21 protein-coding genes are annotated in these 24,595 nt (G+C 74.5%); 12 read left to right on the top strand and 9 right to left on the bottom strand.

The window, feature by feature from the left end:
- Nucleotides 1–338: 338 nt before the first annotated feature.
- Nucleotides 339–1,082, top strand: coding sequence for a PIG-L deacetylase family protein (locus ACZ4UX_RS30130; RefSeq protein ID WP_329491026.1), 744 nt, complete (start codon nucleotides 339–341; stop codon nucleotides 1,080–1,082).
- Between the two features lie 16 nt (nucleotides 1,083–1,098).
- On the opposite strand, the gene ACZ4UX_RS30125 is transcribed toward ACZ4UX_RS30130, so the two are convergent.
- From ACZ4UX_RS30125 to ACZ4UX_RS30115, 3 genes are all read right to left on the bottom strand, one after another.
- Nucleotides 1,099–1,746, bottom strand: coding sequence for a DedA family protein (locus ACZ4UX_RS30125; protein ID WP_465708955.1), 648 nt, complete (start codon nucleotides 1,744–1,746; stop codon nucleotides 1,099–1,101).
- Nucleotides 1,747–1,795: 49 nt separating this feature from the next.
- Complete coding sequence (locus tag ACZ4UX_RS30120; RefSeq protein ID WP_329491028.1) at nucleotides 1,796–1,990, bottom strand: DUF1918 domain-containing protein; 195 nt, start codon at nucleotides 1,988–1,990, stop codon at nucleotides 1,796–1,798.
- Nucleotides 1,991–2,152: 162 nt separating this feature from the next.
- Nucleotides 2,153–2,830, bottom strand: a complete 678-nt coding sequence (locus ACZ4UX_RS30115) for a TetR/AcrR family transcriptional regulator (protein WP_329491029.1) — start codon at nucleotides 2,828–2,830, stop codon at nucleotides 2,153–2,155.
- A gap of 422 nt (nucleotides 2,831–3,252) precedes the next feature.
- Between ACZ4UX_RS30115 and ACZ4UX_RS30110 the strand changes: the two genes are divergently transcribed.
- Nucleotides 3,253–5,136, top strand: coding sequence for an APC family permease (locus ACZ4UX_RS30110; RefSeq protein WP_352294314.1), 1,884 nt, complete (start codon nucleotides 3,253–3,255; stop codon nucleotides 5,134–5,136).
- A gap of 43 nt (nucleotides 5,137–5,179) precedes the next feature.
- Here ACZ4UX_RS30110 and ACZ4UX_RS30105 read toward each other — a convergent pair whose 3' ends face one another.
- Nucleotides 5,180–6,034, bottom strand: a complete 855-nt coding sequence (locus ACZ4UX_RS30105) for a universal stress protein (RefSeq protein ID WP_465708954.1) — start codon at nucleotides 6,032–6,034, stop codon at nucleotides 5,180–5,182.
- 617 nt (nucleotides 6,035–6,651) lie between these two features.
- On the opposite strand from ACZ4UX_RS30105, the gene ACZ4UX_RS30100 reads away from it, so the two are divergent.
- Nucleotides 6,652–7,644 carry an ATP-binding cassette domain-containing protein gene (locus tag ACZ4UX_RS30100; RefSeq protein WP_465708953.1) on the top strand — a complete coding sequence of 331 codons (993 nt, stop codon included), beginning with the start codon at nucleotides 6,652–6,654 and terminating at the stop codon, nucleotides 7,642–7,644.
- The gene (locus ACZ4UX_RS30095; RefSeq protein ID WP_465708952.1) at nucleotides 7,641–8,429 is read left to right on the top strand and encodes an ABC transporter permease; all 789 of its coding nucleotides are present in this window, start codon (nucleotides 7,641–7,643) and stop codon (nucleotides 8,427–8,429) included. Before ACZ4UX_RS30100 ends, ACZ4UX_RS30095 begins: the two co-directional genes overlap by 4 nt.
- Nucleotides 8,430–8,642: 213 nt before the next feature.
- Here the strand turns inward: ACZ4UX_RS30095 and ACZ4UX_RS30090 are convergent, their stop codons facing one another.
- Both ACZ4UX_RS30090 and ACZ4UX_RS30085 read right to left on the bottom strand, forming a co-directional pair.
- Nucleotides 8,643–9,344 carry a hypothetical protein gene (locus tag ACZ4UX_RS30090; protein ID WP_465708951.1) on the bottom strand — a complete coding sequence of 234 codons (702 nt, stop codon included), beginning with the start codon at nucleotides 9,342–9,344 and terminating at the stop codon, nucleotides 8,643–8,645.
- Nucleotides 9,341–9,898, bottom strand: coding sequence for a sigma factor-like helix-turn-helix DNA-binding protein (locus ACZ4UX_RS30085; protein ID WP_352293922.1), 558 nt, complete (start codon nucleotides 9,896–9,898; stop codon nucleotides 9,341–9,343). Before ACZ4UX_RS30085 ends, ACZ4UX_RS30090 begins: the two co-directional genes overlap by 4 nt.
- 413 nt (nucleotides 9,899–10,311) lie before the next feature.
- Between ACZ4UX_RS30085 and ACZ4UX_RS30080 the strand changes: the two genes are divergently transcribed.
- Nucleotides 10,312–11,139 (top strand): SAM-dependent methyltransferase, encoded by an 828-nt coding sequence (locus tag ACZ4UX_RS30080; protein WP_465708950.1) that lies wholly within the window; start codon nucleotides 10,312–10,314, stop codon nucleotides 11,137–11,139.
- A 190-nt stretch (nucleotides 11,140–11,329) separates the two neighbouring features.
- Nucleotides 11,330–12,793, top strand: a complete 1,464-nt coding sequence (locus ACZ4UX_RS30075) for a S8 family peptidase (protein WP_465708949.1) — start codon at nucleotides 11,330–11,332, stop codon at nucleotides 12,791–12,793.
- A gap of 75 nt (nucleotides 12,794–12,868) precedes the next feature.
- On the opposite strand, the gene ACZ4UX_RS30070 is transcribed toward ACZ4UX_RS30075, so the two are convergent.
- The 3 genes from ACZ4UX_RS30070 to ACZ4UX_RS30060 all read right to left on the bottom strand — a co-directional run bounded on the left by ACZ4UX_RS30070 (nucleotide 12,869) and on the right by ACZ4UX_RS30060 (nucleotide 17,684).
- A complete protein-coding gene (locus ACZ4UX_RS30070) occupies nucleotides 12,869–13,711 on the bottom strand; it encodes an MBL fold metallo-hydrolase (protein ID WP_465708948.1) in 843 nt (280 codons plus the stop codon).
- Between the two features lie 20 nt (nucleotides 13,712–13,731).
- The gene (locus ACZ4UX_RS30065) at nucleotides 13,732–16,614 is read right to left on the bottom strand and encodes an AfsR/SARP family transcriptional regulator (RefSeq protein WP_465708947.1); all 2,883 of its coding nucleotides are present in this window, start codon (nucleotides 16,612–16,614) and stop codon (nucleotides 13,732–13,734) included.
- Between the two features lie 242 nt (nucleotides 16,615–16,856).
- Nucleotides 16,857–17,684: a TIGR04222 domain-containing membrane protein gene (locus tag ACZ4UX_RS30060; protein WP_465708946.1), complete on the bottom strand. Its 828-nt coding sequence runs from the start codon at nucleotides 17,682–17,684 to the stop codon at nucleotides 16,857–16,859.
- Nucleotides 17,685–18,355: 671 nt separating this feature from the next.
- Between ACZ4UX_RS30060 and ACZ4UX_RS30055 the strand changes: the two genes are divergently transcribed.
- The 6 genes from ACZ4UX_RS30055 to ACZ4UX_RS30030 all read left to right on the top strand — a co-directional run bounded on the left by ACZ4UX_RS30055 (nucleotide 18,356) and on the right by ACZ4UX_RS30030 (nucleotide 24,443).
- Nucleotides 18,356–19,294, top strand: a complete 939-nt coding sequence (locus ACZ4UX_RS30055; RefSeq protein WP_465708945.1) for an ATP-binding cassette domain-containing protein — start codon at nucleotides 18,356–18,358, stop codon at nucleotides 19,292–19,294.
- Nucleotides 19,291–20,139, top strand: coding sequence for an ABC transporter permease (locus ACZ4UX_RS30050; protein ID WP_465708944.1), 849 nt, complete (start codon nucleotides 19,291–19,293; stop codon nucleotides 20,137–20,139). Before ACZ4UX_RS30055 ends, ACZ4UX_RS30050 begins: the two co-directional genes overlap by 4 nt.
- An 89-nt stretch (nucleotides 20,140–20,228) precedes the next feature.
- Nucleotides 20,229–21,557 (top strand): sensor histidine kinase, encoded by a 1,329-nt coding sequence (locus tag ACZ4UX_RS30045; RefSeq protein ID WP_465708943.1) that lies wholly within the window; start codon nucleotides 20,229–20,231, stop codon nucleotides 21,555–21,557.
- Nucleotides 21,554–22,222 (top strand): response regulator, encoded by a 669-nt coding sequence (locus ACZ4UX_RS30040; protein ID WP_465708942.1) that lies wholly within the window; start codon nucleotides 21,554–21,556, stop codon nucleotides 22,220–22,222. The genes ACZ4UX_RS30045 and ACZ4UX_RS30040 overlap by 4 nt, the downstream gene beginning before the upstream one ends.
- An 847-nt stretch (nucleotides 22,223–23,069) precedes the next feature.
- Nucleotides 23,070–23,591 (top strand): hypothetical protein, encoded by a 522-nt coding sequence (locus ACZ4UX_RS30035; protein WP_465708941.1) that lies wholly within the window; start codon nucleotides 23,070–23,072, stop codon nucleotides 23,589–23,591.
- Between the two features lie 54 nt (nucleotides 23,592–23,645).
- Nucleotides 23,646–24,443: a COG4705 family protein gene (locus tag ACZ4UX_RS30030; RefSeq protein ID WP_465708940.1), complete on the top strand. Its 798-nt coding sequence runs from the start codon at nucleotides 23,646–23,648 to the stop codon at nucleotides 24,441–24,443.
- Nucleotides 24,444–24,595 lie beyond the last annotated feature (152 nt).

The following is a 24,595-nucleotide window of genomic DNA, read 5'->3' as shown; positions in this document are numbered from 1 at the left end:
GTCGGTCGGCCGGCGGCTGCGGCTCGGTCGGGTCCGGCGGCTCGGTGGGGGCGGGGTGTTCGGTCATGGCGCCATCGTAGGGTGCAGAGAGTTCTCTGCATAGGTGTCTCTGCAGAGAATACTCTGCAAGTTGCCCCGGAGTGATGCCGGGAGGAGTGTGGGGGGCGTGCGGAGGCGGGCGGAGAACCGGAGTGACCACCTCCGGGGCACGTCGGCCTGCCCGGGGGCCGGCGGTCGATCGACTCGGTGATCTTCTAGAGTCGCCAGCGGTACGACTGTATGACCACCGTGCGGTCCCGGGGACTGTGCGGAGCGCGACACCGAGAGGCGGCACCACCATGAACGACCAGCAGGCACCCGAGCCGTTCGAGCCCGTCGACGAGGACTGGCAGACCGCGCTGGCGGTCGTCGCCCACCCCGACGACATGGAGTACGGCGGTGCCGCCGCCGTCGCCCGCTGGACGGCCCAGGGCAAGAAGGTGGTCTATGTGATGGTCACCAGCGGCGAGGCCGGCATCGACTCGATGAGCCCCGAGGACTGCGGCCCGCTCCGCGAGGCCGAGCAGATCGCCTCCGCCGCCGTGGTCGGCGTCGACACCGTCGAGTTCCTCGGCCACCCGGACGGGGTGCTGGAGTACGGGCTGCCGCTGCGCCGGGACATCGCCCGGGCCGTCCGCCGCCACCGCCCGGACATCGTCATCACCAGCAACTTCCGTGAGACGTACGGCGGGGTCTTCCTCAACCAGGCCGACCACATCGCGGTCGGCCGGGCCACCCTGGACGCGGTCCGGGACGCCGCCAACCGCTGGGTGTTCCGCGAGCTGGTGGCCGAGGGGTACGAGCCGTGGAACGGGGTGCGGGCGGTCTGGGCGGCCGGCTCGCCCGAGTCGCGGCACGCCGTGGACACCACCGAGCACTTCGACAAGGGCGTCGCCTCGCTCGCCGAGCACAAGGCGTACCTCGCCGGGCTGGGCGGTGCGATGGCCGATCCGCAGGAGTTCCTGGAGGGCTTCGGCCGGGGCGCCGGCAGCCGGCTCGGCACCCGGTTCGCCGTCCCCTTCGAGGTGTTCCCGCTGCGCTGAGGCGTGCCGCGCGGGATCAGGAGCCGTGGTCGGCGTGCTCGCGGCGGCGCCGCCGGTGGCGCAGCAGCTGCCGGGCGGCGAGCGCCGCGCAGAGCACGCCGACGGCGACCAGCAGCCACAGCTGGTACCGGACCGCCGTCCGGTACACGGCCCCGATGTTGGCCCCGGCCAGGTAGCCGAAGGCGGACCAGACCCCCACCCAGAGCGCCGCGCCTAGCACGTTGAACGGCTGGAACCGCCGCCAGGGCATCTCGGTGGTGCCGGCGATGATGCCGTTGGTCTGGCGCAGCCCGTCCACGAAGCGCGCCACGGTGACGACCTTGCCGCCGTGCCGGGCGAAGAAGCCGTCGGCGCGCTCCATCCGGGCCGGGGTGAGCAGCACGTAGCGGCCCCACCGGTGGACGAAGGCGCGGCCGCCGGTGCTGCCGATCAGGTAACCGAGGCTGTTCCCGAGGACGGCGGCCACGAAGGCGATCCCGACCACGGCGGCCAGGTCGAGGTGCCCGGCGCCGGCGTAGACGGCGGCCAGCACCAGGATGGTCTGGCCGGGCGCGGGGATGGCGCAGTTGTCCAGCAGGACGAAGAGCGCCACGGCCGCGTAGCCGTACTCGTCGAGCAGCGGGGCGAGCCCGGCGAGCGGGCCGGGCAGTGCGGGCTCGGACACGTGGCTCACCACCCCGCGCCGGTCGGGCCCGGGGTGGCGGCCGGATGGGTCAGCGGAGCGCCTGGCGGGGCTCGATGTTGCAGTCGGGGCCGGGGTAGATCAGCCCCGTGTGGCCGTCCTCGAAGCGGACCATGTACGGCGGCTCGCCCTCCGCGCCGCGCACCTCGATGATCTCGCCCTTCTGGTCGACCATGCCCACCGCCCTGCTGTGGATGTGGAGCTGGTCACCTACCGCTGCGTGCATGGTCTGCTCCTCGGGTCGCGATGGCCGCGCGGGCGGCCGTTCTGCTTCCACTCTGCTGCGGCGGGGGCGGGCCCGCAACGGCTTGGCCGTGCGGCCGGTGCGGGGGGCGGGTGTCGTCGTGGGCCGGTCGACGTCGCCGGTCGGGGCACGGGGCGGGCCCGGTCAGTGGGGGCCGAACTGCTCGGCGAGGTAGCAGCGGACCAGTCGCTTGCACTCGCCGATCAGCGCCGGATCCCCGTCCGGAGCGCTCCGGAAGGCGAGTTTGAGCACGGCGTCCGCCGCCTCCAGGGCCACCCGCAGCGCGAGCGTGAGCGCCGCCGGGTCGGCCGTCGCGAACAGGTCGCCGCCGAGGGCCTGGAGGCGCAGCGCGACGGCGGTGTTGTTGTCGAGGTCGGTGTCGAGCAGGTGCAGGTCGTCCCGGACCCCGGCGGGCACGGCCGCGCCGGCCAGCCCGAAGTCCACCTGGCCGAAGCCGGGAACGGCCCGCTTCATCGCCACGAACTCGTCCACCGCGAGGTCGGTGAACCCCGCGGTACCGGTCGGCGCCGCGTCGAGCAGCCGGCGGTCGAGGCGTTCCAGGTAGTGGTCGAGGTTGCGGCCGGCGAGCGCCGCCAGCAGGTCCTCCTTGCCGGCGAAGAACTGGTACAGCGTGCCGATCGGCACCTGGGCGCGGTGCGCGACCTCCTTGGTGGTGAGCGCGGCCGCGCCGACCTCGTCGAGCAGCCCCGCGCAGGCGTCCAGGAGCCGCTCGTAGCGCTCCTGGCTGCGCTGCTGCACCGGCCGCCGCCGGCCCGGTCCGCCCTGCCCGGCCACCCGGTGACTCCTCGTGTCCGCGCTCATGGGGCCACTGTGCCGCATCGGGTGTTCCACGGGCGAATCATCGCTGTGAGCCGTGCTCATATTCTTCGCCGCGGTGCCCCGGCCGACCTGTCCGTCGCCCGGTCGACGGCGGGTCGTCGCCGTCCGGCCGCCGGGACCGCGACGCCTGCTGCCGGGGCCGGGCGCGGGCAGCCGTGGCCGGGCGGCCCCGTGTGCCCTGCGGCCGGGGGAGAGTGTTCCGCCATTGCGGCGACATCGCCCCGGCGCTGCCCGGTCCGATGATCCGAGCCGCATACCCTGTCGCCTTGCCGTCGCCCGACGGTGAGGCGGCGTGGGTCGGTGGACAGGGGTGCGGCTTGGTTTCGTCGGGTTCAGCCGATCCGGGGGCCGCGGCGTCGGGGCGGCAGCGCTTGCGTGCGTGGTTGCTGGACGGGCTGGCCGACATGGCCAAGCAGTACCCCGGGCCGCACGCGCAGGCGCCCGTCGAGCACCAGGGCGCCCGCTGGTGGCGGGTGATGTGCCTGACCGGTCTGGACTACTTCTCGACGCTCGGCTACCAGCCGGGCATCGCCGCGCTGGCGGCCGGCCTGCTGTCCCCGGTGGCGACCATCGTGCTGGTGCTGGTGACACTGTTCGGGGCCCTGCCGGTGTACCGGCGGGTCGCGAAGGAGTCCCCGCACGGCGAGGGCTCGATCGCGATGCTGGAGCGGCTGCTCTCGTTCTGGAAGGGCAAGCTCTTCGTCCTCGCGCTGCTGGGCTTCGCCGCCACCGACTTCATGATCACCATCACCCTGTCGGCCGCCGACGCCACCGCGCACCTGGTGGAGAACCCGCACCTGCAGAGCGCGCTGAGCGGCCGGCAGGTGCTGATCACGCTCGTCCTGGTCGCGCTGCTGGGCGGCGTCTTCCTGAAGGGCTTCAGCGAGGCGATCGGCCTGGCCGTGGTGCTGGTCGCGATCTACCTGTCGCTGAACGTGGTCGTGGTGGCCACCGGGCTCTGGGAGGTCGCGCGCTCCCCGCACCTGGTCACCGACTGGTCGGACGCGCTGACCACCGAGCACGGCAACGTGGTCGCGATGATCGGCGTCGCACTGATCACCTTCCCCAAGCTCGCGCTCGGCCTGTCCGGTTTCGAGACCGGCGTCGCGGTGATGCCGCACATCGAGGGCGATCCGGAGGACACCGAGGAGCGGCCGACCGGCCGGATCCGGGGCGCCCGGAAGCTGCTGACCACGGCCGCGCTGATCATGAGCGTCTTCCTGATCACCACCAGCTTCATCACCACCTTGCTGATCCCGAAGGCGGCGTTCGAGCCCGGCGGCGAGGCCAACGGCCGGGCCCTGGCCTACCTGGCGCACGAGTACCTGGGCAGCGCCTTCGGCAGCGTCTACGACCTGGCCACGATCCTCATCCTCTGGTTCGCCGGCGCGTCGGCGATGGCGGGCATGCTCAACCTGATGCCCCGCTACCTGCCGCGCTACGGCATGGCGCCGGCCTGGGCGCGGGCGGTGCGGCCGATGGTCATCGTGCTCACCCTGATCGCCTTCCTGGTGACCTGGATCTTCGACGCGAGCGTCGACGCGCAGGGCGGCGCGTACGCCACCGGCGTGCTGGTGCTGATCAGCTCCGCCGCGATCGCCGTCACCATCGCCGCGCACAAGGCCCGCCAGCGCAACTGGACCATCGGCTTCGCGGTGATCGCGGCCGTCTTCGTCTACACCACGGCGCTGAACATCGCCGAGCGGCCGGACGGCGTCAAGATCGGTGCCTGCTTCATCGCCGGCATCATCCTGCTGTCGCTGCTCTCCCGGCTCAAGCGGGCCTTCGAGCTGCGGGTGACGGACGTCGCGTTCGACGAGGCCGCCGAGCGGTTCGTCCGCGACTACACGCACCGCCCGCTGCGCCTGATCGCCAACGAGCCGAACAGCCGGGACCTCGCGGAGTACCAGGAGAAGAAGCGCCAGATCCGGGCGGACAACGACATCCCCGCCGAGGACGACCTGGTCTTCGTCGAGGTCACCGTGCTCGACCCGTCGGAGTTCGAGACCGTCCTGAAGGTCCACGGGGAGGTCCTGCACGACCGCTACCGGGTGCTCACCCTGGAGAGCTCCAGCGTGCCGAACGCCCTGGCGGCCCTCCTGATGGAAGTGCGGGACCGGACGGGGCAGCAGCCGCACATCTACTTCGAGTGGACCGAGGGCAACCCGTTCGCCCAGTTCCTGCGGTTCTTCCTGTTCGGCCACGGCGAGGTCGCGCCGGTCACCCGCGAGGTGCTGCGGGAGGCCGAGCCGGACCGCGGCCGCCGCCCCCGCGTCCACGTCGGGTGAGCGGGAACCCGGGGGGCTGCGGGCGTCGAGGCGGGCCGGGCGCTCAGACCGGAACGACCGCGACCGGGCAGCCGGCGTGCCGGACGACCGCCTGGCTGGTCGAGCCCAGCCTGCCGAGCGGTCCGCGCTGCTCACCGTGGCGTCCGACGACGACCAGTCGTTGGGTCTGCGACCCGGCGACCAGCTCGCGGGCCGGGTTGGAACGCACCGCGGTCGCGGTGACGGTGACGTCCGGGAACTGTTCGCGCGGGCCGGCCAGCACCTCGGCCAGCAGCCGGTCGTGCTCGGCGGCGATGTCCGCCTCCTCGTAGACCAGCGGGAGGTCGTGCGCGGGCCCGGCGACCAGCGGGTAGGCCCAGGCGTGGACGGCGAACAGGGGGAGGTTCCGGCGCCGCGCGGAGTCGAAGGCGTAGGCGAGCACCTCGTCGTCGTGTCCCTTGCCCTGGACGCCCACCAGCACGCCGCCGCCGCCGGAGCCGGCCCCGGTGTCGTGCACGACGACGACCGGACAGGCGGCGTGGCCGGCGGCCCGGAGACTGGTCGAGCCGAGCAGCAGGCGGGGGAAGCCCCCCGTACCCCGGGCGCCCAGGACCAGGAGCAGGGCCTCCTCGGCCGCTGCCGCCAGGGCCTGCCGCGGGTGGTCGTCCACGAGCTCGGTGACGACGGCGAGGCCGGGGTGCCTCAGCAGGACGCGTTCGCGGGCCGCGTCGAGCAGGCCGGCGCCCGCGTCCTTACTGAGCCGGGTCTCCTGACCCGCGGGAGCGTGTGCCGCCTCACCGAACCAGGCGTGGACCACGCGGAGCGGCGCGTTGCGCAGCCAGGCCTCGTCCGATGCCCAGTCCACGGCCTCCAGGCTCGACTGCGAGGCGGCGACGCCCACGACGACGGGGTTTCTCATGGCCGGCTCCTCCTGACTGCGGGGCGGCGTCGCGGGGCAGCCCGGTGCTCGCACGGGCACCGCGTCCGGTCCTGCGTCCAGGCTATGCCGCGACCCGCGCGGTGGCAGGGCGGGCGGGTCGCGGGTCGGGGGCCGGGTGCTCGTCCGGGGCCCGGGGGCCAAGGCAGGGGGGCGGATGTCGGGCGGGCCGGTCGGGTGCCTGCGGGTGGCGTCGTGGCGTCGCCTGGCGCGTGGGTGGCACCATCTGGCGTCATCCGGTGTCATGAGACGTCATGAGGTGCCACGGGTGCTGCCTCCAGGGGTTGCGGGGTGCGGGGTGCCCGGTCGTTGGGGGGTGCTTGCTCCAGGATCGGGCAGATGGGAGGCCCGGGAATGCCTGGCGCGAGCCCGATGCAAGGGCCGGTGCCATAAAGGCTTGCGCATGGCGCCATCATGGTGCCACCATAGCGTCATCGGCCTCGCGACGTCAGTGATCCCGGAGACGATCGACGACGTCGTGGTCCGAAAGAACCACACCCGGCAGAGCACCATCGACCTCCTCCGTGCCGCGGCCTGAGCCCCGGCACCGCCACCTCGCACACCCCCCCAGTCACTTCAGTTCTCGAACGGGAGGGCTCATGCCTTCATCCGCCATGCCCACACCCAGGCGGGCCGACGGTCACCTGCCACCGGCCGCCGTCTCCGCCGTCGGCCTGCGCAAGTCCTACGGGGGCAAGACCGTCCTCGACGGCATCGATCTGCGGATCCCGGCCGGGTCCGTGTTCGCGCTACTCGGCCCGAACGGGGCCGGCAAGACCACCGTCGTCAAGATCCTCTCCACCCTGATCGGGGCCGACGGCGGCCAGGCCCGGGTGGCGGGCCACGACATCGCCACCGCGCCGCAGGCGGTGCGCGCCGCGATCGGTGTCACCGGGCAGTTCTCCGCCGTCGACGGCCTGATCACCGGCGAGGAGAACATGCTCCTGATGGCCGACCTGCACCACCTGTCCAAGCGCGAGGGGCGGCGGGTCGCCGCCGAACTCCTGGAACGCTTCGACCTGGTGGAGGCGGCGGGGAAGCCCGCCTCCACCTACTCCGGCGGCATGAAGCGCCGGCTGGACATCGCCATGACGCTGGTCGGCGGCCCGCGGGTCATCTTCCTCGACGAGCCGACCACCGGCCTCGACCCGCGCTCGCGCCACACCATGTGGCAGATCATCCGCGAACTCGTCACCGGTGGCGTGACCGTCTTCCTCACCACCCAGTACCTGGAGGAGGCCGACCAACTCGCCGACCGCATCGCGGTCCTGAACGACGGCCGGATCGCCGCCGAAGGCACCGCCGACGAGCTGAAGCGACTCATTCCCGGCGGCCACGTGCGGCTGCGCTTCGCCGATCCGGCGGCCTACCGGTCCGCCGCCCTCGCCCTGCACGACGTCACCCGCGACGACGAGGCCCTGGCCCTGCAGATCCCCAGCGACGGCAGCCAGCGCGACCTGCGCGCCGTCCTCGACCGGCTGGACGCCGCCGGCATCGAGGCCGACGAACTCACCGTCCACACCCCCGACCTCGACGACGTGTTCTTCGCCCTGACCGGCGGCACCGACCAGTCCAAGGAGACCGTCCGATGAGCTCCCTCTCCCTCGCCGTGCGCGACTCCTCCACGATGCTGCGCCGCAATCTCCTGCACGCCCGGCGCTACCCGTCACTCACCCTGAACCTGCTGCTCACCCCAATCGTCCTGCTGCTGCTCTTCGTCTACGTGTTCGGGGACGTGATGAGCGCGGGGATGGGCGGCGGCGCCGACCGCTCCGCGTACATCGCCTACGTCGTGCCGGGCATCCTGCTGATGACCATCGGTGGCACGGTGGTCGGGACGGCGGTTTCCGTCTCCAACGACATGACCGAGGGCATCATCGCCCGCTTCCGCACCATGGCGATCCACCGCGGGTCGATCCTCATCGGACACGTCATCGGCAGCGTCCTGCAGTCGGTCGCCAGTGTCCTCCTCGTGGGCGCCGTCGCCGTGGCCATCGGCTTCCGCTCCACGGACGCTACCGCCCTGGAGTGGCTGGCCGCCTTCGGTCTGCTCGCGCTCGTCGCCCTGGCGCTCACCTGGATCGCGGTGGGGATGGGCATGGTCAGCCCGAACGCCGAGGCGGCGAGCAACAACGCGCTGCCGCTGATCGTCCTGCCGCTGATCTCCAGTGCCTTCGTCCCGGTCGACGCGATGCCGGGCTGGTTCCAGCCGATCGCCGAGTACCAGCCGTTCACGCCGGCCATCGAGACCCTGCGCGGCCTGTTGCTCGGCCATGGGATCGGGCACAACGGGTGGCTCGCCGTCGCCTGGTGCGTGGCGCTCACCGTCCTCGGTTACCTCTGGTCGAAGTCGGTCTTCAACCGTGATCCGAGGTAGCGCCGGGCGGGCGGGCCGGGGTGGGGTGGGGTACGCGGACACCGCGTCGGCGCACCCCGCCCCGGCGGCGGTGGCCCGTGGCCGGGGGCGGCGGCCGGCGCGGCGCCCCCTCGGCCGCGCCGTCCGGGCCGCACCCGGCTGACACGTCGTCCGGGCCGCTTCGCCGGGCAGCTTCGCCGGGCTGCGTCGTCCGGGCTGCGGCACTGGGTCGCGTCATCGGGTTGCGGCGAGGTCCTCGACCAGGCTGGCGGACGGCTGGGGGATCTCGCCGAAGTCCTCGTCCTCGCCGTCCACGACGAGTTGGTTGAGGACGGCCTGCAGCCGGGGCGGGAGGCGGGGGGCGAGACCGTCGTGGCAGCGGGCGAGGATGTCGTGCCGCACCTGCTCGGGGAGCAGCGCGGTGGCGGGGCGGTGGGGTCCGGCACGGTGCCGCGAGTTCTCGGCCAGGTTCTCCGCCTGGGCGCGCCAGTAGGCGGCGTCCCGCGTCTCGCCCGCCTGCTGGTGGTGCAGGTGGAGGAGGTACGCGGCGGTGGTGCTGCCGGAGCCGGCCGCGAACTGCCACCAGAACTGCGCGGCGTCCACCCGGCCGCTGAGGGCCAGCAGACAGGCGAGGACGAGCGCGCCCTCGGGGTGGATCCGGGACCCGTTGACCAGTTGTTTCAGGGACGCGCCGGCCTGCGGTGCGTTGAGGACCAGGGCGATGGCGAGGGAGAGTTCGTGGGCGGCCTGCTCGTGGGCGGAGGGGAAGGGTGCCGGTGCGACGGTGATCCGCGGCGGCTGCACGGGCGGTGCGGCCGCGGTGCCGGTGAAGACCTCCGTCCGGCCCCCCGCTTCCGTGTCGGTCGGCCAGCCGTTGCAGGCCGGGCCGCCGTCGAGCCAGGAGGTGAGGCCGGGGTGGTCGAGATTGCGGTTCACCGGGACTCCCTGTCCGAGAGGTCGGGTCGGCCGATGGCCTTGGCTATCCGCCGGCGGGCGTGGCGGCGGTTGGACCGCAGGGTGGCGGTCGGCGTGCCGAGGTAGGCGGCGGCCTCGTCGTCGTCCAGGTCGAGGCAGTAGGTGAGGACCATGATGTCGCGTTGGCGCTCGGGTAGGGCGAGGATCGCGGTGAGCAGGCCGATCTGCTCGGGCAGGGTCTCCAGGCTGAGCCGGGCCTGTCGGCAGAAGTGTCCGATCACGGCGTCCATCGCGGCGATCTGCACCGCGGTGGGCTGGCTCTGGGCGTCCAGCCAAGCGCCGAGGTGCTCCTTGAGCAGGCGCCAGGCGTAGGCGGCGGGGATCTCCTGGCGCAGGGCGAGGGACCAGTTGCGACGCAGGTGGGCCTTCATCTCGGCGACGATCAGTTCGGCGGCGCCGTGGTCGGCGCCGACCTGGGTGCGGGCGAAGCCCGACCAGGCCCGCTCGTGGGTGGCGCAGAACGCCTCGAAGGTGAGCCGCAAGCGGGGACCGTCCGGTGCGCTGCTGTCGTTCATGGCTTGCCCTCCCCTGCGCCCGCCCGTCGGGGGCGGCGCCTGCCGGTCGATCGTCATGTCGGTCCTCCTCGTGTCTGCGGTGTGGGGCCACCGAGCCTGAGCGAGGGAACGGTTGAGGCCCCCGTGGAACATGCAAGCGCAGCAGGGGCGGCTGTGTGCAAAGAGAGAATCAAGAATACTGACTGAAAGTAATATGATGAATACGCAGACGATACTGATGGATCGTCACATGCCGGTGGCATAGGTTGGACCGGTTCAGTGAGGCGCCGGTCGCAGCGGCCGCCGCGCCGGTTGACCGGCATCGGTCGTGGGCAGATGTCTCCACTGAGAGGTGCGCCCTGGCGCGCCTGAGCGCGCGCCGCATGGCGCATGGGGGTGGCGCGGCCCACGGGCCGACAAGGCGGGGGAGACAGATGGCAGGGAGCAGGGGAAGCCACGACGGCGTCGAGGTCGATCTGCAGTTGCACCGGGCGCACTCGGCCCGGATGTACGACTACTACCTCGGCGGGACGACCAACTTCGCGGCCGACCGCGAGGCCGCGGGGCAGGCCCTGGCCGTCTTTCCGTGGGCGCCCGTCGCGGCCCGGGCCAACCGGGCGTTCATGCACCGGTCCATCCGCTTCCTGGCCGGTACGGGGATCGACCAGTTCCTGGACATCGGTACCGGCATCCCGACCAGCCCCAACCTCCACGAGGTCGCCCAGCAGGTCAACCCGCAGGCCCGGGTGCTCTACACGGACAACGACCCGATCGTCTTCGCCCACGCCCAGGCCCTCCTGCGTTCCAACCCGGCGGGCTGCACGGTCTACCTCCAGGCCGACGTCCACAAGCCCGAGGCCATCCTGGAGTCCGCGGAGCTGCGGGAGGCCCTGGACCTGGCGCGGCCGGTGGCCCTCAGCCTCGTGGCGCTCCTGCACTTCATCCCGGACGAGCGGCAGGCGCACGCCGTGGTGGACCGGCTCAAGAGCGCGCTCGCCCCCGGCAGCGCCCTCGTGATCAGCCACGGCACGGCGGACTTCGCGCCCGCCGCCGCCGAGCGCGTCAGCCAGGTGTACGCCGCCGCCGGCACCCCGGTGCGGATGCGCGGCCGCGAGGAGGTCCGGAGCTTCCTCGACGGCTGGGAGCTCCGCGACCCCGGTGTGGTGGCCACCCACCGCTGGCGGCCCGATCCGGACGGCTCCGGCCCGGAGATCACCGAGGCCGAGGCCTCCGCCTACGCCGCCGTGGCCGTCAAGCCCTGACCGGCGCGCGGCCGCCCGCGGGAGGGGTCGCCCGCGGGAGAGGGCCGGGCCGCGGGGCCGGAGACCGGTGCTGTTCCGGCGGGTGACAGGGGTGTGTCGTGAGCGGTCCCCGGTTCAAGGGATCATTGCTCTTGCACGTTGCGTCGAGACCTCGTGCGAACGCCTTGCAGACGGGCTGATCGGAGAACACATGTCACCCCTGGTACGCCGGCGGACCGGTCGTCGGGTCCTCGCTGTCGCCGCCCTGACCGCGGTGGCGGTCGGCGTCCCCGCGGTGCTCACGGCCATCCCCGCCTCCACGCCGGAGGCGGCCCCGCCCGGCTGGTCCGCCGGGATCCGCTCGTACCTGGTGATCAGCGCACCCGCCGACGTCCACTCCGCCAAGGCCGCCGTGGTGGCGAAGGGGGGCACGGTCTTCGCCTCCTACGACGCGATCGGCGTGGTCGTCGCGCACTCGACCGCCGGCGACTTCGCCACCACGCTGCGGGGCGTGCCCGGGATCCAGCAGGTGGGCGCCACCCGCACCGCCGACGTGCCGGCCGACGCCTACGCCCCGGCGGTGCCGGCCGCCCCCGACGAGACGGACGAGGCCCCCGACGAGACCGTCGGCTGGAACATGAGCCAGATCAGGGCCGACCAGGCCTGGGACGTGACCACCGGCTCCCGCACCGTCAAGGTCGGCGTGCTGGACACCGGTGTGGACGACCTGCACCAGGACCTCGCGCCCAACTTCGACGCCGCCGACTCCGTCTCCTGCGCCTACGGCAGGACCGACACCCGGGCCGGATCCTGGCGCGCCATCGGCTCGCACGGCACCCACGTCGCGGGGATCATAGCCGCGGCCAGGAACGGCGTGGGCGTCGTCGGTGTCGCCCCGGGCGTGGAGATCGCCTCGGTCCGGACCGCGGAGCCGGGCAGCCTCACCTACGCCGAGAACGCCGTGTGCGGGCTCGTCTGGGCCGGTGACCACGGTTTCCGGGTGACCAACAGCAGCAACGAGACCGACCCGTGGCTGTTCAACTGCCCGGACAACCCGGACCAGGCCGCCATCATCGAGGGCGTCAGGCGCGCCCAGGAGTACGCCGAGAGCCGGGGATCGCTCCAGGTCGCCGCGGCCGGCAACGCCAACCAGGACTTCGCCGGAACGCCCACGGACACGTCCAGCCCCAGCGACTCCGAGCCCTTCGAACGGACCGTCACCAAGGCCTGCCTCGACGTCCCCGCCGAGCTCCCGGGCGTGGTGGCCGTCGCCTCCACGGCCGTCGGCGGCGGCTGGGCGTCCTACTCCAACTACGGCGAGGGCGTCATCGCCCTCGCGGCGCCGGGCGGCGACGGTGACGCCGACGTGTACTCGACCGTGCCCGGCGGGGGCTACGGCATGATGAGCGGCACCTCGATGGCCTCCCCGCACGTCACGGGTGTCGCCGCGCTGATCGCGAGCACCGACCCGTCGCTCACCCCGGCCGGGATCCGCGAGCGCCTCGCCGCCCAGGCCGACCCGCAGCCGTGCCCCGCCTCGGACACCCGCTGCGTCGGCACCGAGGGCGACAACGGCTTCTTCGGCAAGGGCGAGGTCGACGCGCTGAAGGCGGTCGGCGGCGCCGTCGCCGCCACGCGGCGGCCGGTGGCCGTTGCCGGCGGCTCCCCGGAGTAGCGACCCGGCGGTCCGGGGCCGTCGTCGGGGCGCCGTGCCCCGGCGCACCCGCCGGCGCCCGGACGCACCCGCCGGTCAGGGCCGTCCTGGGTGCGGTGCCGGGGGGCGGGGGAAGTCGGCCGGGTCATGGGCGCAGATCAGTCGGACCTCGTCGTGGTGCGCGCGGCGCAGTTCGCGCAGGCGTTCCCGGTTCTGCAGGCGGGCGCCGTTGTCGAACGCCATCATGCGCTGGAAGGCCGTCAGCCCGGGCGGGCGGCGGGGTGCGGCGGGGTCGACGTCCGTCTGCGAGAAGTAGGCGTCGCCGCAGTGCAGCAGCCAGCGGTCGGCCTCCCGGACGGCGACGCCGCAGTGGCCGCGGGTGTGCCCCGGCAGGGGGACGAGCAGCAGGTCGGGGGCCCCGCGCCAGGGCGCCGGGATCGCGCGGAAGCCGTACCAGCTCTCGGTGGCGGCGTCCGGTCGGTGCTCCACCCAGCGCGGACCGTGGGCCCACTGGACCGGGCGGTAGCGGTCGCGTTCCCCGCGGGTCGCCAGGGCCTCGACGGCCCGGAGCTCGTCGGCCAGGACGTGCACCCGGGCGTGTGGGAAGTCGCCGATCCCGCCGGCGTGGTCGGGGTCGAGGTGGGTCAGGACGATGTCACGGACGTCGCGCGGGTCGTGGCCGAGCGCGCGGATCCGGTGCACCGCGGTGGCGGCCGGCCGGAGCCGGGGCCGGACCGTCCACAGGAAGGACCGCCCGAGCCGCCGCGGGTCCGCGACGTCAGCGGTCCCGAACCCGGTGTCGACCAGGACCAGTCCGTCCGCGCCCTCCACCAGCAGGCAGTGGGCCGTCAGCCGGCCGATCAGCGGTCCGCCGCTGCCCAGGAGCAGGCGGCCCCCGACGGGGCACATGGTGGCGCAGTTCAGGTGATGGATGGTCATCTCGTCTCCGGTGTCCCGTGCTAAGCGAGTCGCAGGCCGTGGCGGGCCCGGGGGGTGGGCGCGATCGCGGTCGGGCCCGCCGGGGTCCGGCGGCCCGCCGGTCCGGCCAGCCGCCCGTCCAGGTCCTCGGCCAGCCGGACGTCCCCGTGCGCGGTGTACAGCTCGCCCGCCGCCCGGAGCTGGTCACCGGCCTCCTCGGTGCGTCCCGTCCCCGCCAGGAAGTCGGCGAAGTGACGCCGCGCCAGGGCGTGCAGCCGTACGTTGCCGCTCGACCCGCACAGGTGCAGCGCCTCCCGCCAGACCCGTTCGGCCGCCTCCGGTTCGCCCAGCGCCTGCCGGGCGAGGGCCTCGCTGACCATCGCCCACAGGTGGGCGTTGGCGGTCGGACGGTCGGACAGCAGCGCACGCGTCTCGCGGGCGTGCTCCAGCGCGGCCACCGGCTCGCCCAGCACCACCTTGATCGCCGCCGCGTTGCTGAGCACGGTGGCGGCGTGCTCGCGCAGTCCGCTCGCCCGGATGAGGGTGAGGGCGGCCCGCGCGATCCGGTCGGCCTCGGCCGGGTCGCCGGACAGGGCGGCCATCGAGGACCGTACGGAGAGGGCGTGGATGTGCAGTTCGCCGTCGTCCGGGGTGGTCCGGCCGACGGCCCGCCCGGCGAGCGGCAGCGCCTCGGCGACGCGTCCGCTGGAGCCGAGGGCGCAGGCCGTCGCCGCCTCCATGGCGGCCAGCCCCTCCCGGCCGCCGTCCAGCCGGGCGGCCCGCAGCCCGACCCGCAGGCAGTCGAGCCGGTCGGCGACCCGCCCGGCGCCGTAGTAGAGGATCGAGGCCGACCGGGCCAGGCGCCACGCGCGTTCGTACTCGCCGCGATCGGTCGCGGCCGTCACCAGCGCGCGGAGCACCGGCTCCTCGGCGTGGCACCAGGCGAGCGTGGACCGGACGTCGCCGAGCCGCGGCAGTGCGCGCGGCCCGGGCCCGGCCGGCCGGAACGGCTCGTGGTACGGGTTGATCCGCCGGACCGCCAGGCCGGTCGCGACGAGCTCGTAGTCGACCAGGCGCCGGAACGCCGCCCGTTGCCGCTCGGGGGCGAATCGGGCGAACAGCTCCGAACCGTAGAGCCGGACGAGGTCGTGCCGGCCGAAGCGACCGGGCGTCTGCTCCGCCAGTAGGTGGTGCGCGGTGAGCGGGCCGAGCGCGTGCCGGGCGCCCTCGGCGTCGGTGTCCAGCAGCGCGGCGGCCGCGTACGGGTCGGTGGTGCTGCCCGGGTGCACGGTCAGCAGCGCGAGCAGGCTCCGCGCGCCGTCCGGGAGATGGTGGTGCGTCAGGGTGAGCGCCGCCCGGACGCTGACCGCCCCGCCCTGGGTGCCGAGCGCGGCCAGCCGGGTGCCCTCGTCGCTCAGCTCGTCCACCAGGTCGGCGATCCGCCAGCCCGGGCGGGCGGCGAGCCGGGCGGCCACGATCCGTAGCGCCAGCGGGAGCCGGTCGCAGAGACCGATCAGCCGCCCGGCCGGCTCCGGCTCCGCCGCCACGCGCTCGGCGGTGAGCAGGCGCTCCAGCAGGCGGTGCGCGTCGGCGGACGGCAGGGCGGCGAGCTGGAGCAGCGTGGCGCCGTCGGTGACGACCAGGTCCTCCAGGCTGTTCCGGCTGGTGATCACGGTGGCGCAGCCGGGCCCGGACGGCAGCAGGTCGGCCACCTCGGCGGCGCACCGCGCGTTGTCCAGCACGACGAGCAGCCGGCGCCCCTGGGTGCGGTCACGGAACAGTGCCGCGCGCGCGGCCCGGTCCTCCGGGATCGCCTGCTCGGGGAGGCCGAGCGCGCGGAGGAAGCGGCCCAGGGCCTGGGCCGGGTCGCCCGGCCCGGCGGGGTCGAAGCCGCGCAGGTCCGCGAAGAGGACGCCGTCCGGGAAGCCCGCCGCGACGCGGTGGGCCCAGTGGAGCACCGTCGCGGTCTTGCCCACCCCGGCGGGGCCGGTCACCACGGCCAGGCCGTCCCCGGTCCGGTCGGGCCCGCACTGCCGGTCGAGCCAGTGGTGCTCCGACGAGCGCCCGACGAAGCCCCGGGGCGGCCCGGGCAGGTCCCCGACGGCCACCGGCGGCTCGACGGCGGCCGTGTTGTCGGAGGTGTCGGAGGTGTCGGGGGTGTCGGGGGCCTGATGGGTAGGGGCGCCCCGGCCGGGGCGGTCGGTGGCCGGCAGCTCGGCCAGGGCCTCCTGCAGCGCGGGCCCCGGTGCGACGCCCAGTTCCTCGTCCAGCCGGGCACGGGCCCGGTGGTAGACGCGCAGGGCGTCCGCACCGCGACCGCTCTGGTGCAGACAGCGCATCAGCAGGGCTGCGGTGGGCTCCCGCAGTCCGTCCGCTCGGACGGACTGCTCCAGGGCGGGGACGGCCGCGTGGCCCAGGCCGAGCCGCAACTGGCGCCGCGCCCACGCGGTCAGGACCTCGGTCCGGCCCTCGTCGAGCCGGCCGGCCAGATCGGTGCAGAGCGGGGTGGCCGGAAGATCGGCCAGGGCGGCGCCGCGCCAGAGCCCGAGCGCCCGCTGGAGCAGCCCGGCGGCGGTGGCGTCGTCGGCCGTCTCGGCGGCCCGCGCGGCCAGTGCCCCGGCGGCGAGCGCGTCGACCGCCCCGGGGTCGCCGTCGAGCCGGTAGCCGGGCGCGCGGGTGGTGAGCGTGAACCCCGAGCTGGCCAGCACCTTGCGCAGCGCCGCGACGTGCCCCTGCAACGCCGCCTTCGCCTGGATCGGCGGCTCGTCGCCCCACATCAGCTCGAAGAGCCGCTCGACCGCCACCGTCCGGCCCAGCTCCAGCGCGAGCAGGGCGAGCACCGCCCGCCGCTTCGCACCGCCGACCGCGGCGGCCTCGCCGTCCGCGCGCCACAGCTCGACCGGTCCGAGCAGCCGTATCCCCATCGTCCCCGTCCCGCCTGTGCCGTGCTGGGGCCCGCTGTGCCGTGCCCTGCGGTGCCCCTGCTGTGCTGTGCCTGTTCCGTGCAGGGGTGGCATCCTACCGACGGGTAGCATCCCGGTGGCACCCGTCGTCCGACGGGGGAGGGGCGGCGGGCGACCTCCTGGCGCCCGCCCCGGGTGCCGCCCCGGGCGCCGGGCCGGGCGCCGTTCCGGGTGCCGGATCGGATGCCGCGCCTGGCGTCGCGTCAGAGGCCGCCGAGCCCCGGGGGGTCGTCGACGGGCGGCCCGGTGCGTGGGCCTTCGGGCCAGGAGACGGCCCCGGAGAGGGGGCCGAGCCTGCCGGTGAAGCCGCCCCGACGAACGGCGGTGACGAGCAACTCGGCGTCGTGCGCCGAGAGATCGTCGTTGGTGCGGGGGATCCACGGCTCGTGGTCGGCGTAGTGGGCCTCCAGCGCGGCCCGCCCCGCGTCCGTCCGGCTGCAGTGCCAGTAGTGGCCGCTCACCGGCGGGGCGGCGGCCTTCCAGCCGACCGCGAGGAGGACGACCGTGGCCACGAGCGGGACCAGGAACACGCGGCCTCCCTCGGCGGCGGCCAGGCCGACGGCGGTCAGTCCCATCGCGACGGACGCCACCTGGGCCCACACCAGCCAGGTGTGGCTCCGCTGCGCCGCCCGGGACCGGCCGGGGTGCCGCACCAGCCCCTGGTCGCCGAGCCGGTCACCGATCGCGAGGACGGCCCGGCTCCGCTGGAACCGGTCCATCCGGCGCCAGGTCCGGCGGCTCGGTGAAAGCCCGATCACCTTGATCACGTCGGCTTCGACCGCGTCGCGCGGCACGGGATCGATGACGGTGAGCACCTTGTCCCGCGCCCTCAGCCGCCCGCCCAGCACCATCGCGGCCATGGCCGCCCGGGCGACCCGGTCCTCGTAGAGCTGCAGGAAGGCCACCTCGTAGAGCGTGAACTCCTCGCCGGGTGCCCGCGGAAGGACCGGAGCGTCCAGGAAGGCGCGGAGTGCGCGCCGGTACCGGACGGCGCAGACCGCGGTCGACCCGTAGGCGACGACAAGCAGCACCCACCAAGGCACGGCACAGTCCCTCCACCCCACCGACAGGTCACCCGCCCTCTACCCCGCCCGGACGCGCCCGACACGGAGGAGCGTGAACGGCACGACCTCGGCCGTCGTCAACTTCAACAGCGGCCTCGTCCTCGACGTCTCCGGTGGGGACCCGAGTGACACGACGCCCGTGATCCAGTGGTCCGCGGGCGGCCCGGGAAGACGAACCAGCAGTGGGCGCTCAACCCCGTCGGCTGACCCGCCCCGGCCGCCCGGCCGGCGCTTCCGCCGGGCCGGGTGGCCGCCCTTGCCGGACGGGCGCGGTCGGTCAGGTCGCGTCGCCCGGCCAGGGACGGACGGGCTGCCAGCAGCCGGAGGACGCCGCGAAGCTCGCTGACGCGGCCGCTGGTCCCGCGGCGGCCGAGGAAGACGACCGGCCCCTGGCGGGGAGACCTGCACCAGCCGGTGCTCCGGGCCCGGAGCCCGGGACCGTGCGCGGCGGTCGGGCACCGGCTTCCCGCCCGGTCGCCGTCCCGCCGACGGCTCGACCGCAGGTGGGACGTAGTACCGCGGTACCACCGGTCGGGCGGAGCACTGGTCCCCGGTACCACGGTTCCCGGGCCGGGCGCCGCTAGCGTTTCCGGTGAGGCGTCCCGGGACGGCCGGCGTCCGAGTGCGAGGGAGTACCCATGATCGAGGCGTACCAGCTGACCAAGCGGTACGGCGAGAAGACGGCGGTCGACCGGCTGGACTTCACCGTCCGGCCGGGGTCGGTCACCGGCTTCCTGGGACCCAACGGGGCGGGCAAGTCCACCACCATGCGGATGATCGTCGGCCTCGACGCCCCGACCGCGGGGTCGGTGACGGTCAACGGCCGCCGCTACGCCGAGCACACCTCCCCCTTGCAGGAGGTCGGCGCGCTGTTGGAGGCCAAGTCCATCCACCCGGGCCGCTCGGCCTTCGACCACCTGATGGCCCAGGCCTACACGCACGGCATCCCGCGGCGTCGGGTCGACGAGGTCATCGAGCTGACCGGTCTGCGCACGGTGGCGAAGAAGCGTGCCGGGGCGTTCTCGCTCGGCATGGGCCAGCGGCTCGGCATCGCTGCCGCGCTGCTCGGCGACCCGGCCACGGTCATGCTCGACGAGCCGGTCAACGGCTTGGACCCCGAGGGCGTGCTCTGGATCCGCAACCTGCTCACCGCACTCGCCGCCGAGGGCCGCACGGTCTTCGTCTCCTCGCACCTGATGAGCGAGATGGCGCTGGTCGCCGAGCACCTGATCATCGTCGGACGCGGGCGGCTGCTCGCCGACACCACCGTGAAGGACCTCGTCCGGCAGGCCGGCGGGGACACCGTCAAGGTGGCCAGCGCCGACGCGGCCCGGCTGCGCGAGGTGCTGGCCGGGCCCGGCGTCGAGATCACCGGCCGGGTCGGGTCCGAGGAGCTCCTGGTGACCGGCCTGACCCCGCGCGCGATCGGGCTGAAGGCCGCGGCGCAGGGCATCGCACTGTTCGAGCTGACCGCCAAGACGGTGTCCCTGGAAGAGGCGTTCATGGACCTGACCAGGGACTCCGTCGAGTACCACGGGACCACCGCCGGCATCGAGACCCCCGGGAGGGTGGCATGACCACCATCACGCCCGTCCACCCCGCGGAGCCGTCCGAGGTCCGGGCCGCCCGCCCGGCCTACCGGGTCACCGGCCGCCGGGTGCTGCGCGCCGAGTGGGCCAAGCTGTGGTCGCTGCGCTCCACCTGGATCACGCTGGGGCTCGCCCTGCTCTTCGTGATCGCCTTCGGCCTGATCGCCTGCGCGCAGTACAAGCACCGGATCACCTCCGGCGGACACATGGACCGGGACTTCGCCGGTGCCACGGCCGTTCGCCTGTCGCTGTTCGGCACCAACTTCGGCCAGCTGGCGCTGGGTGTGCTGGGCGTGCTGGTCACCGCCGGCGAGTACTCCACCGGGATGATCCGCTCGACCCTGGCCGCCGTGCCGCGCCGGCTGCCGGTGCTGTGGTCCAAGGCCGCCGTCTACGGGGCGGTCGCCCTCGTGGTCGGGACGGTGGGGGCGTTCACCTCCTTCCTGATCGGCAGCGGGATCGTCGCCGGCACCCCGGCCGCGCTCACCGTCTCCGACCCCGGCGTGGTGCGCAGCCTGTTCGGTGCCGGCCTCTACCTGGCCCTGGTCGGTGTGGTCGGCGCCGCGTTGGGCGCGCTGCTGCGCTCCGTGGCGGGCGGGATATCGCTGCTGGTCGCGACGCTGATGCTGATTCCCGGCCTGGTCAGCCTGCTGCCCACGTCCTGGCAGGACCACATCGGCCCGTACCTGCCCGGCAACGCGGGTGAGGCGATGTTCACGCTGCACCACGACACCACCATGTTGAGCCCGGCCACCGGGCTGTTGGTCCTCCTCGCCTGGGCCGCCCTGACGATGGGTGCCGCGGCCTGGCGCCTGGTGCGCACCGACGCCTGACAGCTGCCGCCCGGCTCCGGGGCGATGGCCGGCGGCACCGCTTCGGCGGTGGACCGCCGGCCATCGCCCACTATGGACAGGTGACCTCCATGACCACCGACGACTCCGGCACCAGGGCCGGTCCCGCCACGTCCCCGGCGCTCCCTCCGCAGGGACTGGAGCCGCTGTGGGGGCACCCCGTGGTGGCCCGGCTGGCCCGGGGCGGCCAGCGGCTGCGCGGGCTGGACCGGCGCCACCCGTGGCTGCTGGACACGGCGGTGGTGGCCGTCGTCTTCCTGCTGTTCTGCGTACCGGACCTCGTCCACGACGGCGGGCCGCGCGAGCTGCGGATCCGGATCGCGCACCTGTCGACCGCCGCCACCCTGGGGTGGCAGCTCGCGTTGGTGCTGCCCCTGTGGTGGCGCCGAAGGGCGCCGTCGGCGACCTTCGCGGTGATCGCGGCGGTGTTCATGGCGCAGTGGGCCGCGACGGTCTGGTTGCGTGCGGACGTGGCGCTGCTGATCGCGTTGTACAGCCTGGCGCTGCACGGCCGGCTGCGGCACCTGCCCTGGGCCTGCGCGGTCATGGCCGCGGCGCTCGGGGTGGCCGCCGTCCGGCTGGCCAGCGCGGTGTTCTTCGGTGACGCGCTGTTCTTCCTCGCCAGCGCCGCCACCGCATCCGTCGCGCTGGGCCTGGTGCTCCGGATCCGCCGGGCGCACGTGGCCGCCCTGCGCGAGCGCGCCGTCCGGCTGGAGATCGAGCGCGACCAGCGCACCGAGCTGGCAGCCGCGACCGAGCGGGCCAGGGTGGCCCGCGAGATGCACGACATCATCGGCCACAACCTGTCGGTGATCATCGGCCTCGCCGACGGCGGGGCGTACGCGGCGGAGCTCAGCCCCGGTCGCGCCAAGGAGGCGCTGCAGCTGATCGCCGGCACCGGACGGCAGGCGCTGGGCGAGATGCGGCGGATGCTCGGCGTGCTGCGCGACCAGCGGCAGGGGCCCGAGCTCAGCCCGCAGCCGGGCGTCGCCGACCTCGACGAGCTCTGCGAGCGGGTGCGGGCGGCCGGACCGCAGGTCCGCTACCGCACCGCCGGCGACCTGGAACTGCTCGACCGGGCGGCCCAGCTGACCGTCTACCGCATCGCGCAGGAGGCGCTGACCAACAGCCTCAAGCACGCGGGCCCCCGCACCCGGGCCGAGCTCCGGATCGCGGTCGAGGCCGATACGGTGTTGGTCCGGGTGCGGGACAACGGCCCGCCGGACGGTCCGAGCACCGCGCCGCCCAACGAGGAGGGACACGGCCTGGCAGGCATGCGCGAGCGCGTCGCCCTCTACGGCGGCAGCGTCGCGGCCGGCCCGGCGCCGGGCGGCGGCTGGACCGTCGAAGCTCTCCTCAGCCTCACACCGCCCACCGACCCAGGAGGCTCGGCGCCGTGACCACCGTGCTGATCGTCGACGACCAGCCGCTCCAGCGCCTGGGCTTCCGGATGCTGCTCGAAAGCAGCCCCGAGACCGAGGTGGTCGGTGAGGCCGGGCACGGTGCCGAGGCGGTGCGCCGGGCTGCCGAACTGCGGCCCGACGTGGTGCTGATGGACGTCCGGATGCCGGGCATGGACGGGATCGAGGCCACCCGCCGGATCGTGGCGGCCGGCGGGCGCTGCCGGGTCCTGGTGCTGACCACCTTCGACATGGACGAGTACGCTCACGCGGCGCTGCGGGCCGGGGCCAGCGGGTTCCTGCTCAAGGACGCCCTGCCCGAGGAACTGCTGGCCGGCATCCGCGCGGTCGCCTCGGGTGACGCGGTGATCGCCCCCGGGCTGACCCGTCGGCTGCTCGACGCCTACGCCCACCACCTGCCCGCACGCGGGCCCGGGGAGGGGCCGGCCGCAGACCCACGACTGGCCGCACTGACCGAGCGCGAGCGGGAGATCCTGGTCGCCATCGCCCAGGGCTGGACCAACGGCGAGATCGCCCGACGTCTGGTGCTCGCCGAATCCACCGTCAAGACCCACGTCGGACGGGTACTGGCGAAGATCGGCGCCCGGGACCGGGTGCAGGCCGTGATCTTCGCGTACGACATGGGGCTGACCCGGCCCGGCTGACCGGGCCCGGTCGGACGACATCGACATCGACATCGACATCGACGTCGACATTGATGGTGCGCGTCGAGGCCGGTCGGAAGGCCGAGCAGGGTGCCCCGGTCCGGCGGTGCGACCGCCGATGGGTGGGCCTCTGCCTCCGCGCGTCCGCACCCCGCCGGGCCGACACGAGGTGCTCCCGTTCCCGGCGCACGTCGGCGGCCGCACCCTGCCCCGAACGGCGTAATACCGCAGGTCCCACCCCGGCTGCCGGATTCCGACCCGGGTACCGCGGCGGAGCACAGCGCTGCCCCTAGCGTGGATGGCGGGGTGGACGGCCGGCCAACGGGCCGACCGTCCCACCGCAGCCGTCGACGGATCACCCCGCGACCGGCACCACCCCCGACATCACTCGGAGGGCTGCATGAACACTGCGACCGGCCCGACCACGAACAGCCACCGACCCGCCCCGGCAGGCCACATGCCCGCCCGCGCCGCCACGCCCGCCGCGTGGGCGACCCGCAGGCCCACCCCGACACCACCACCGACGACCCGGCACCCCCAGGGCGCGGCGGCAGCGGCCACCTGGACTCTGACGGCCCCGATGACACCACGCTGCGCCTGCTCGTGCTCGTCATCGGCCGGGATACCGGCTCCTTGGGCTTCCTGGTGAGGTCGTCGGCGAGTCGAGGGCGACGGGGTGAGGTCGGCAGCCGCGTCCTTGGACCGTGGTGGGGGCGAGGCCGGCGAGCCGGGCGCGGCCGCTGAAGGCATCTTCAGGTCTTCAGCAATCCTTCAGCGGGCGCTCGCCATGCTGGGCCCATCGACCGGGCACGGCGCCCGGAGGCGCGTTGGAGCCGGGGTGAGCAGGGTGGACGAGTCCACGGGTGGGCAGGACTTCCAGGACCCGCAGGAGAAGCGGACACCGACCGAGCCGACCCGGCGGTGGCGGCCCGGACGGACGGCGCGGTGGGGCAGCGCGGCCGCGACGGCGGTCCTGATAGCCGGCGGCGCGGTCGTGGTCGTCGCGCACCACGGTTTCGAGGAGAGGGCCGACCGGGTCACCGCGCACGCCGACGGTCGGGGCCACGGTGCCGCGCGGGCGGACGGCGCGGACGGGAACGACGGCGAGGAGAGCGACGACCGCAGCACCGACGACGCCGGCCCGGCGAAGGCGCCCGCGCCGCTGCCGTCGCTGGACGCCGCGGACGCCGTCGTCAAGGCCTCCTCCGCCGTGCCCGGCGGCAAGGTCGAGTCGCTGCACCCGGTCTCCGTCGCCGGCGGCGGCCGGGCCTGGCAGACCGTGGTCCTCGGACCGGACGGCGTCCGGCACGCGGTCACCGTCGACGGCACCGCCTCCACGATCACCTCCAACACCGTCCTCGGCGGCTGACGCCCCCTCACCCGACGGCGCGCCGTGGCCGCGCCGTGAAAGGAGTGCGCCGCTGTGAGCGCCACCACGACGACCGGCGCACCCCGGCTCCACGACCGTCCGACCGGCGGGCCGTGGAGCAAGGTGCCCGCGGTGACCGCCTCGTTCTGGGCGGTCAAGGTCCTCACCACCGGCATGGGCGAGACCACCTCCGACTACCTCGCCGGCACCCTCGGCCCCGTCCCGGCCGTCGCCGGCGCCGCCGCGCTGCTCGCGGCCGCGCTGTACGCCCAGGCCCGGGCCGACCGTTACCGGCCCGCCGTGTACTGGGCGGCGGTGGTGATGGTCAGCGTGTTCGGCACGATGGCCGCCGATGTCGCGCACGTCGCCCTCGGCGTCCCCTACGCCGCCTCGGCCGCCGCGTTCGCCCTCGCGCTCGGCGCCGTCTTCCGGCTGTGGCACCGCCTGGAGGGCACCCTCGCCGTGGACTCCGTCCGGGGCGGGCGCCGCGAGGTCCTCTACTGGGCGGCGGTGATGGTGACCTTCGCTCTCGGCACCGCGGTGGGCGACCTGACCGCCGCCTCCCTCGGCTGGGGCTACCTGCCCTCCGGTCTGCTGTTCACCGCTCTGATCGCCGTACCGGCGCTCGGCCACCGCGCGCTGCGCCTGCCGCCGGTCCTGGCGTTCTGGTGGGCGTACGTCCTCACCCGCCCGCTCGGCGCGTGCTTCGCCGACTGGGCCGGTGTGAGCAGGCAGCGCGGCGGCCTCGACCTCGGCACCGGCCCGGTCAGCCTCGTCCTGGCCGTGGTCATCGCGGCAGCGGTCGTGTCGCTCACTGCGCGGGCCCGGCGCCCCGCCCGCGCGGACGCCTGACGGTCCGCGCCCACCTGCCCCGGGGGGGGGGGGGGGGTCCCCCGAGGGGCCCCCCCCCCCGACCCCCCCCCCCCCCGCACCACCACCCCGACCCCTGGGAGCGTTCCGCCTGCTTCTGTCACAGGGGCGAAACCCCGGCGAGGGACAAACGC

The sequence above is a fragment of the Kitasatospora sp. NPDC028961 genome (assembly GCF_055564815.1).
The sequence above is the reverse complement of the archived record's forward strand: the minus strand, read 5'-3'. Positions and strand labels throughout refer to the sequence as shown.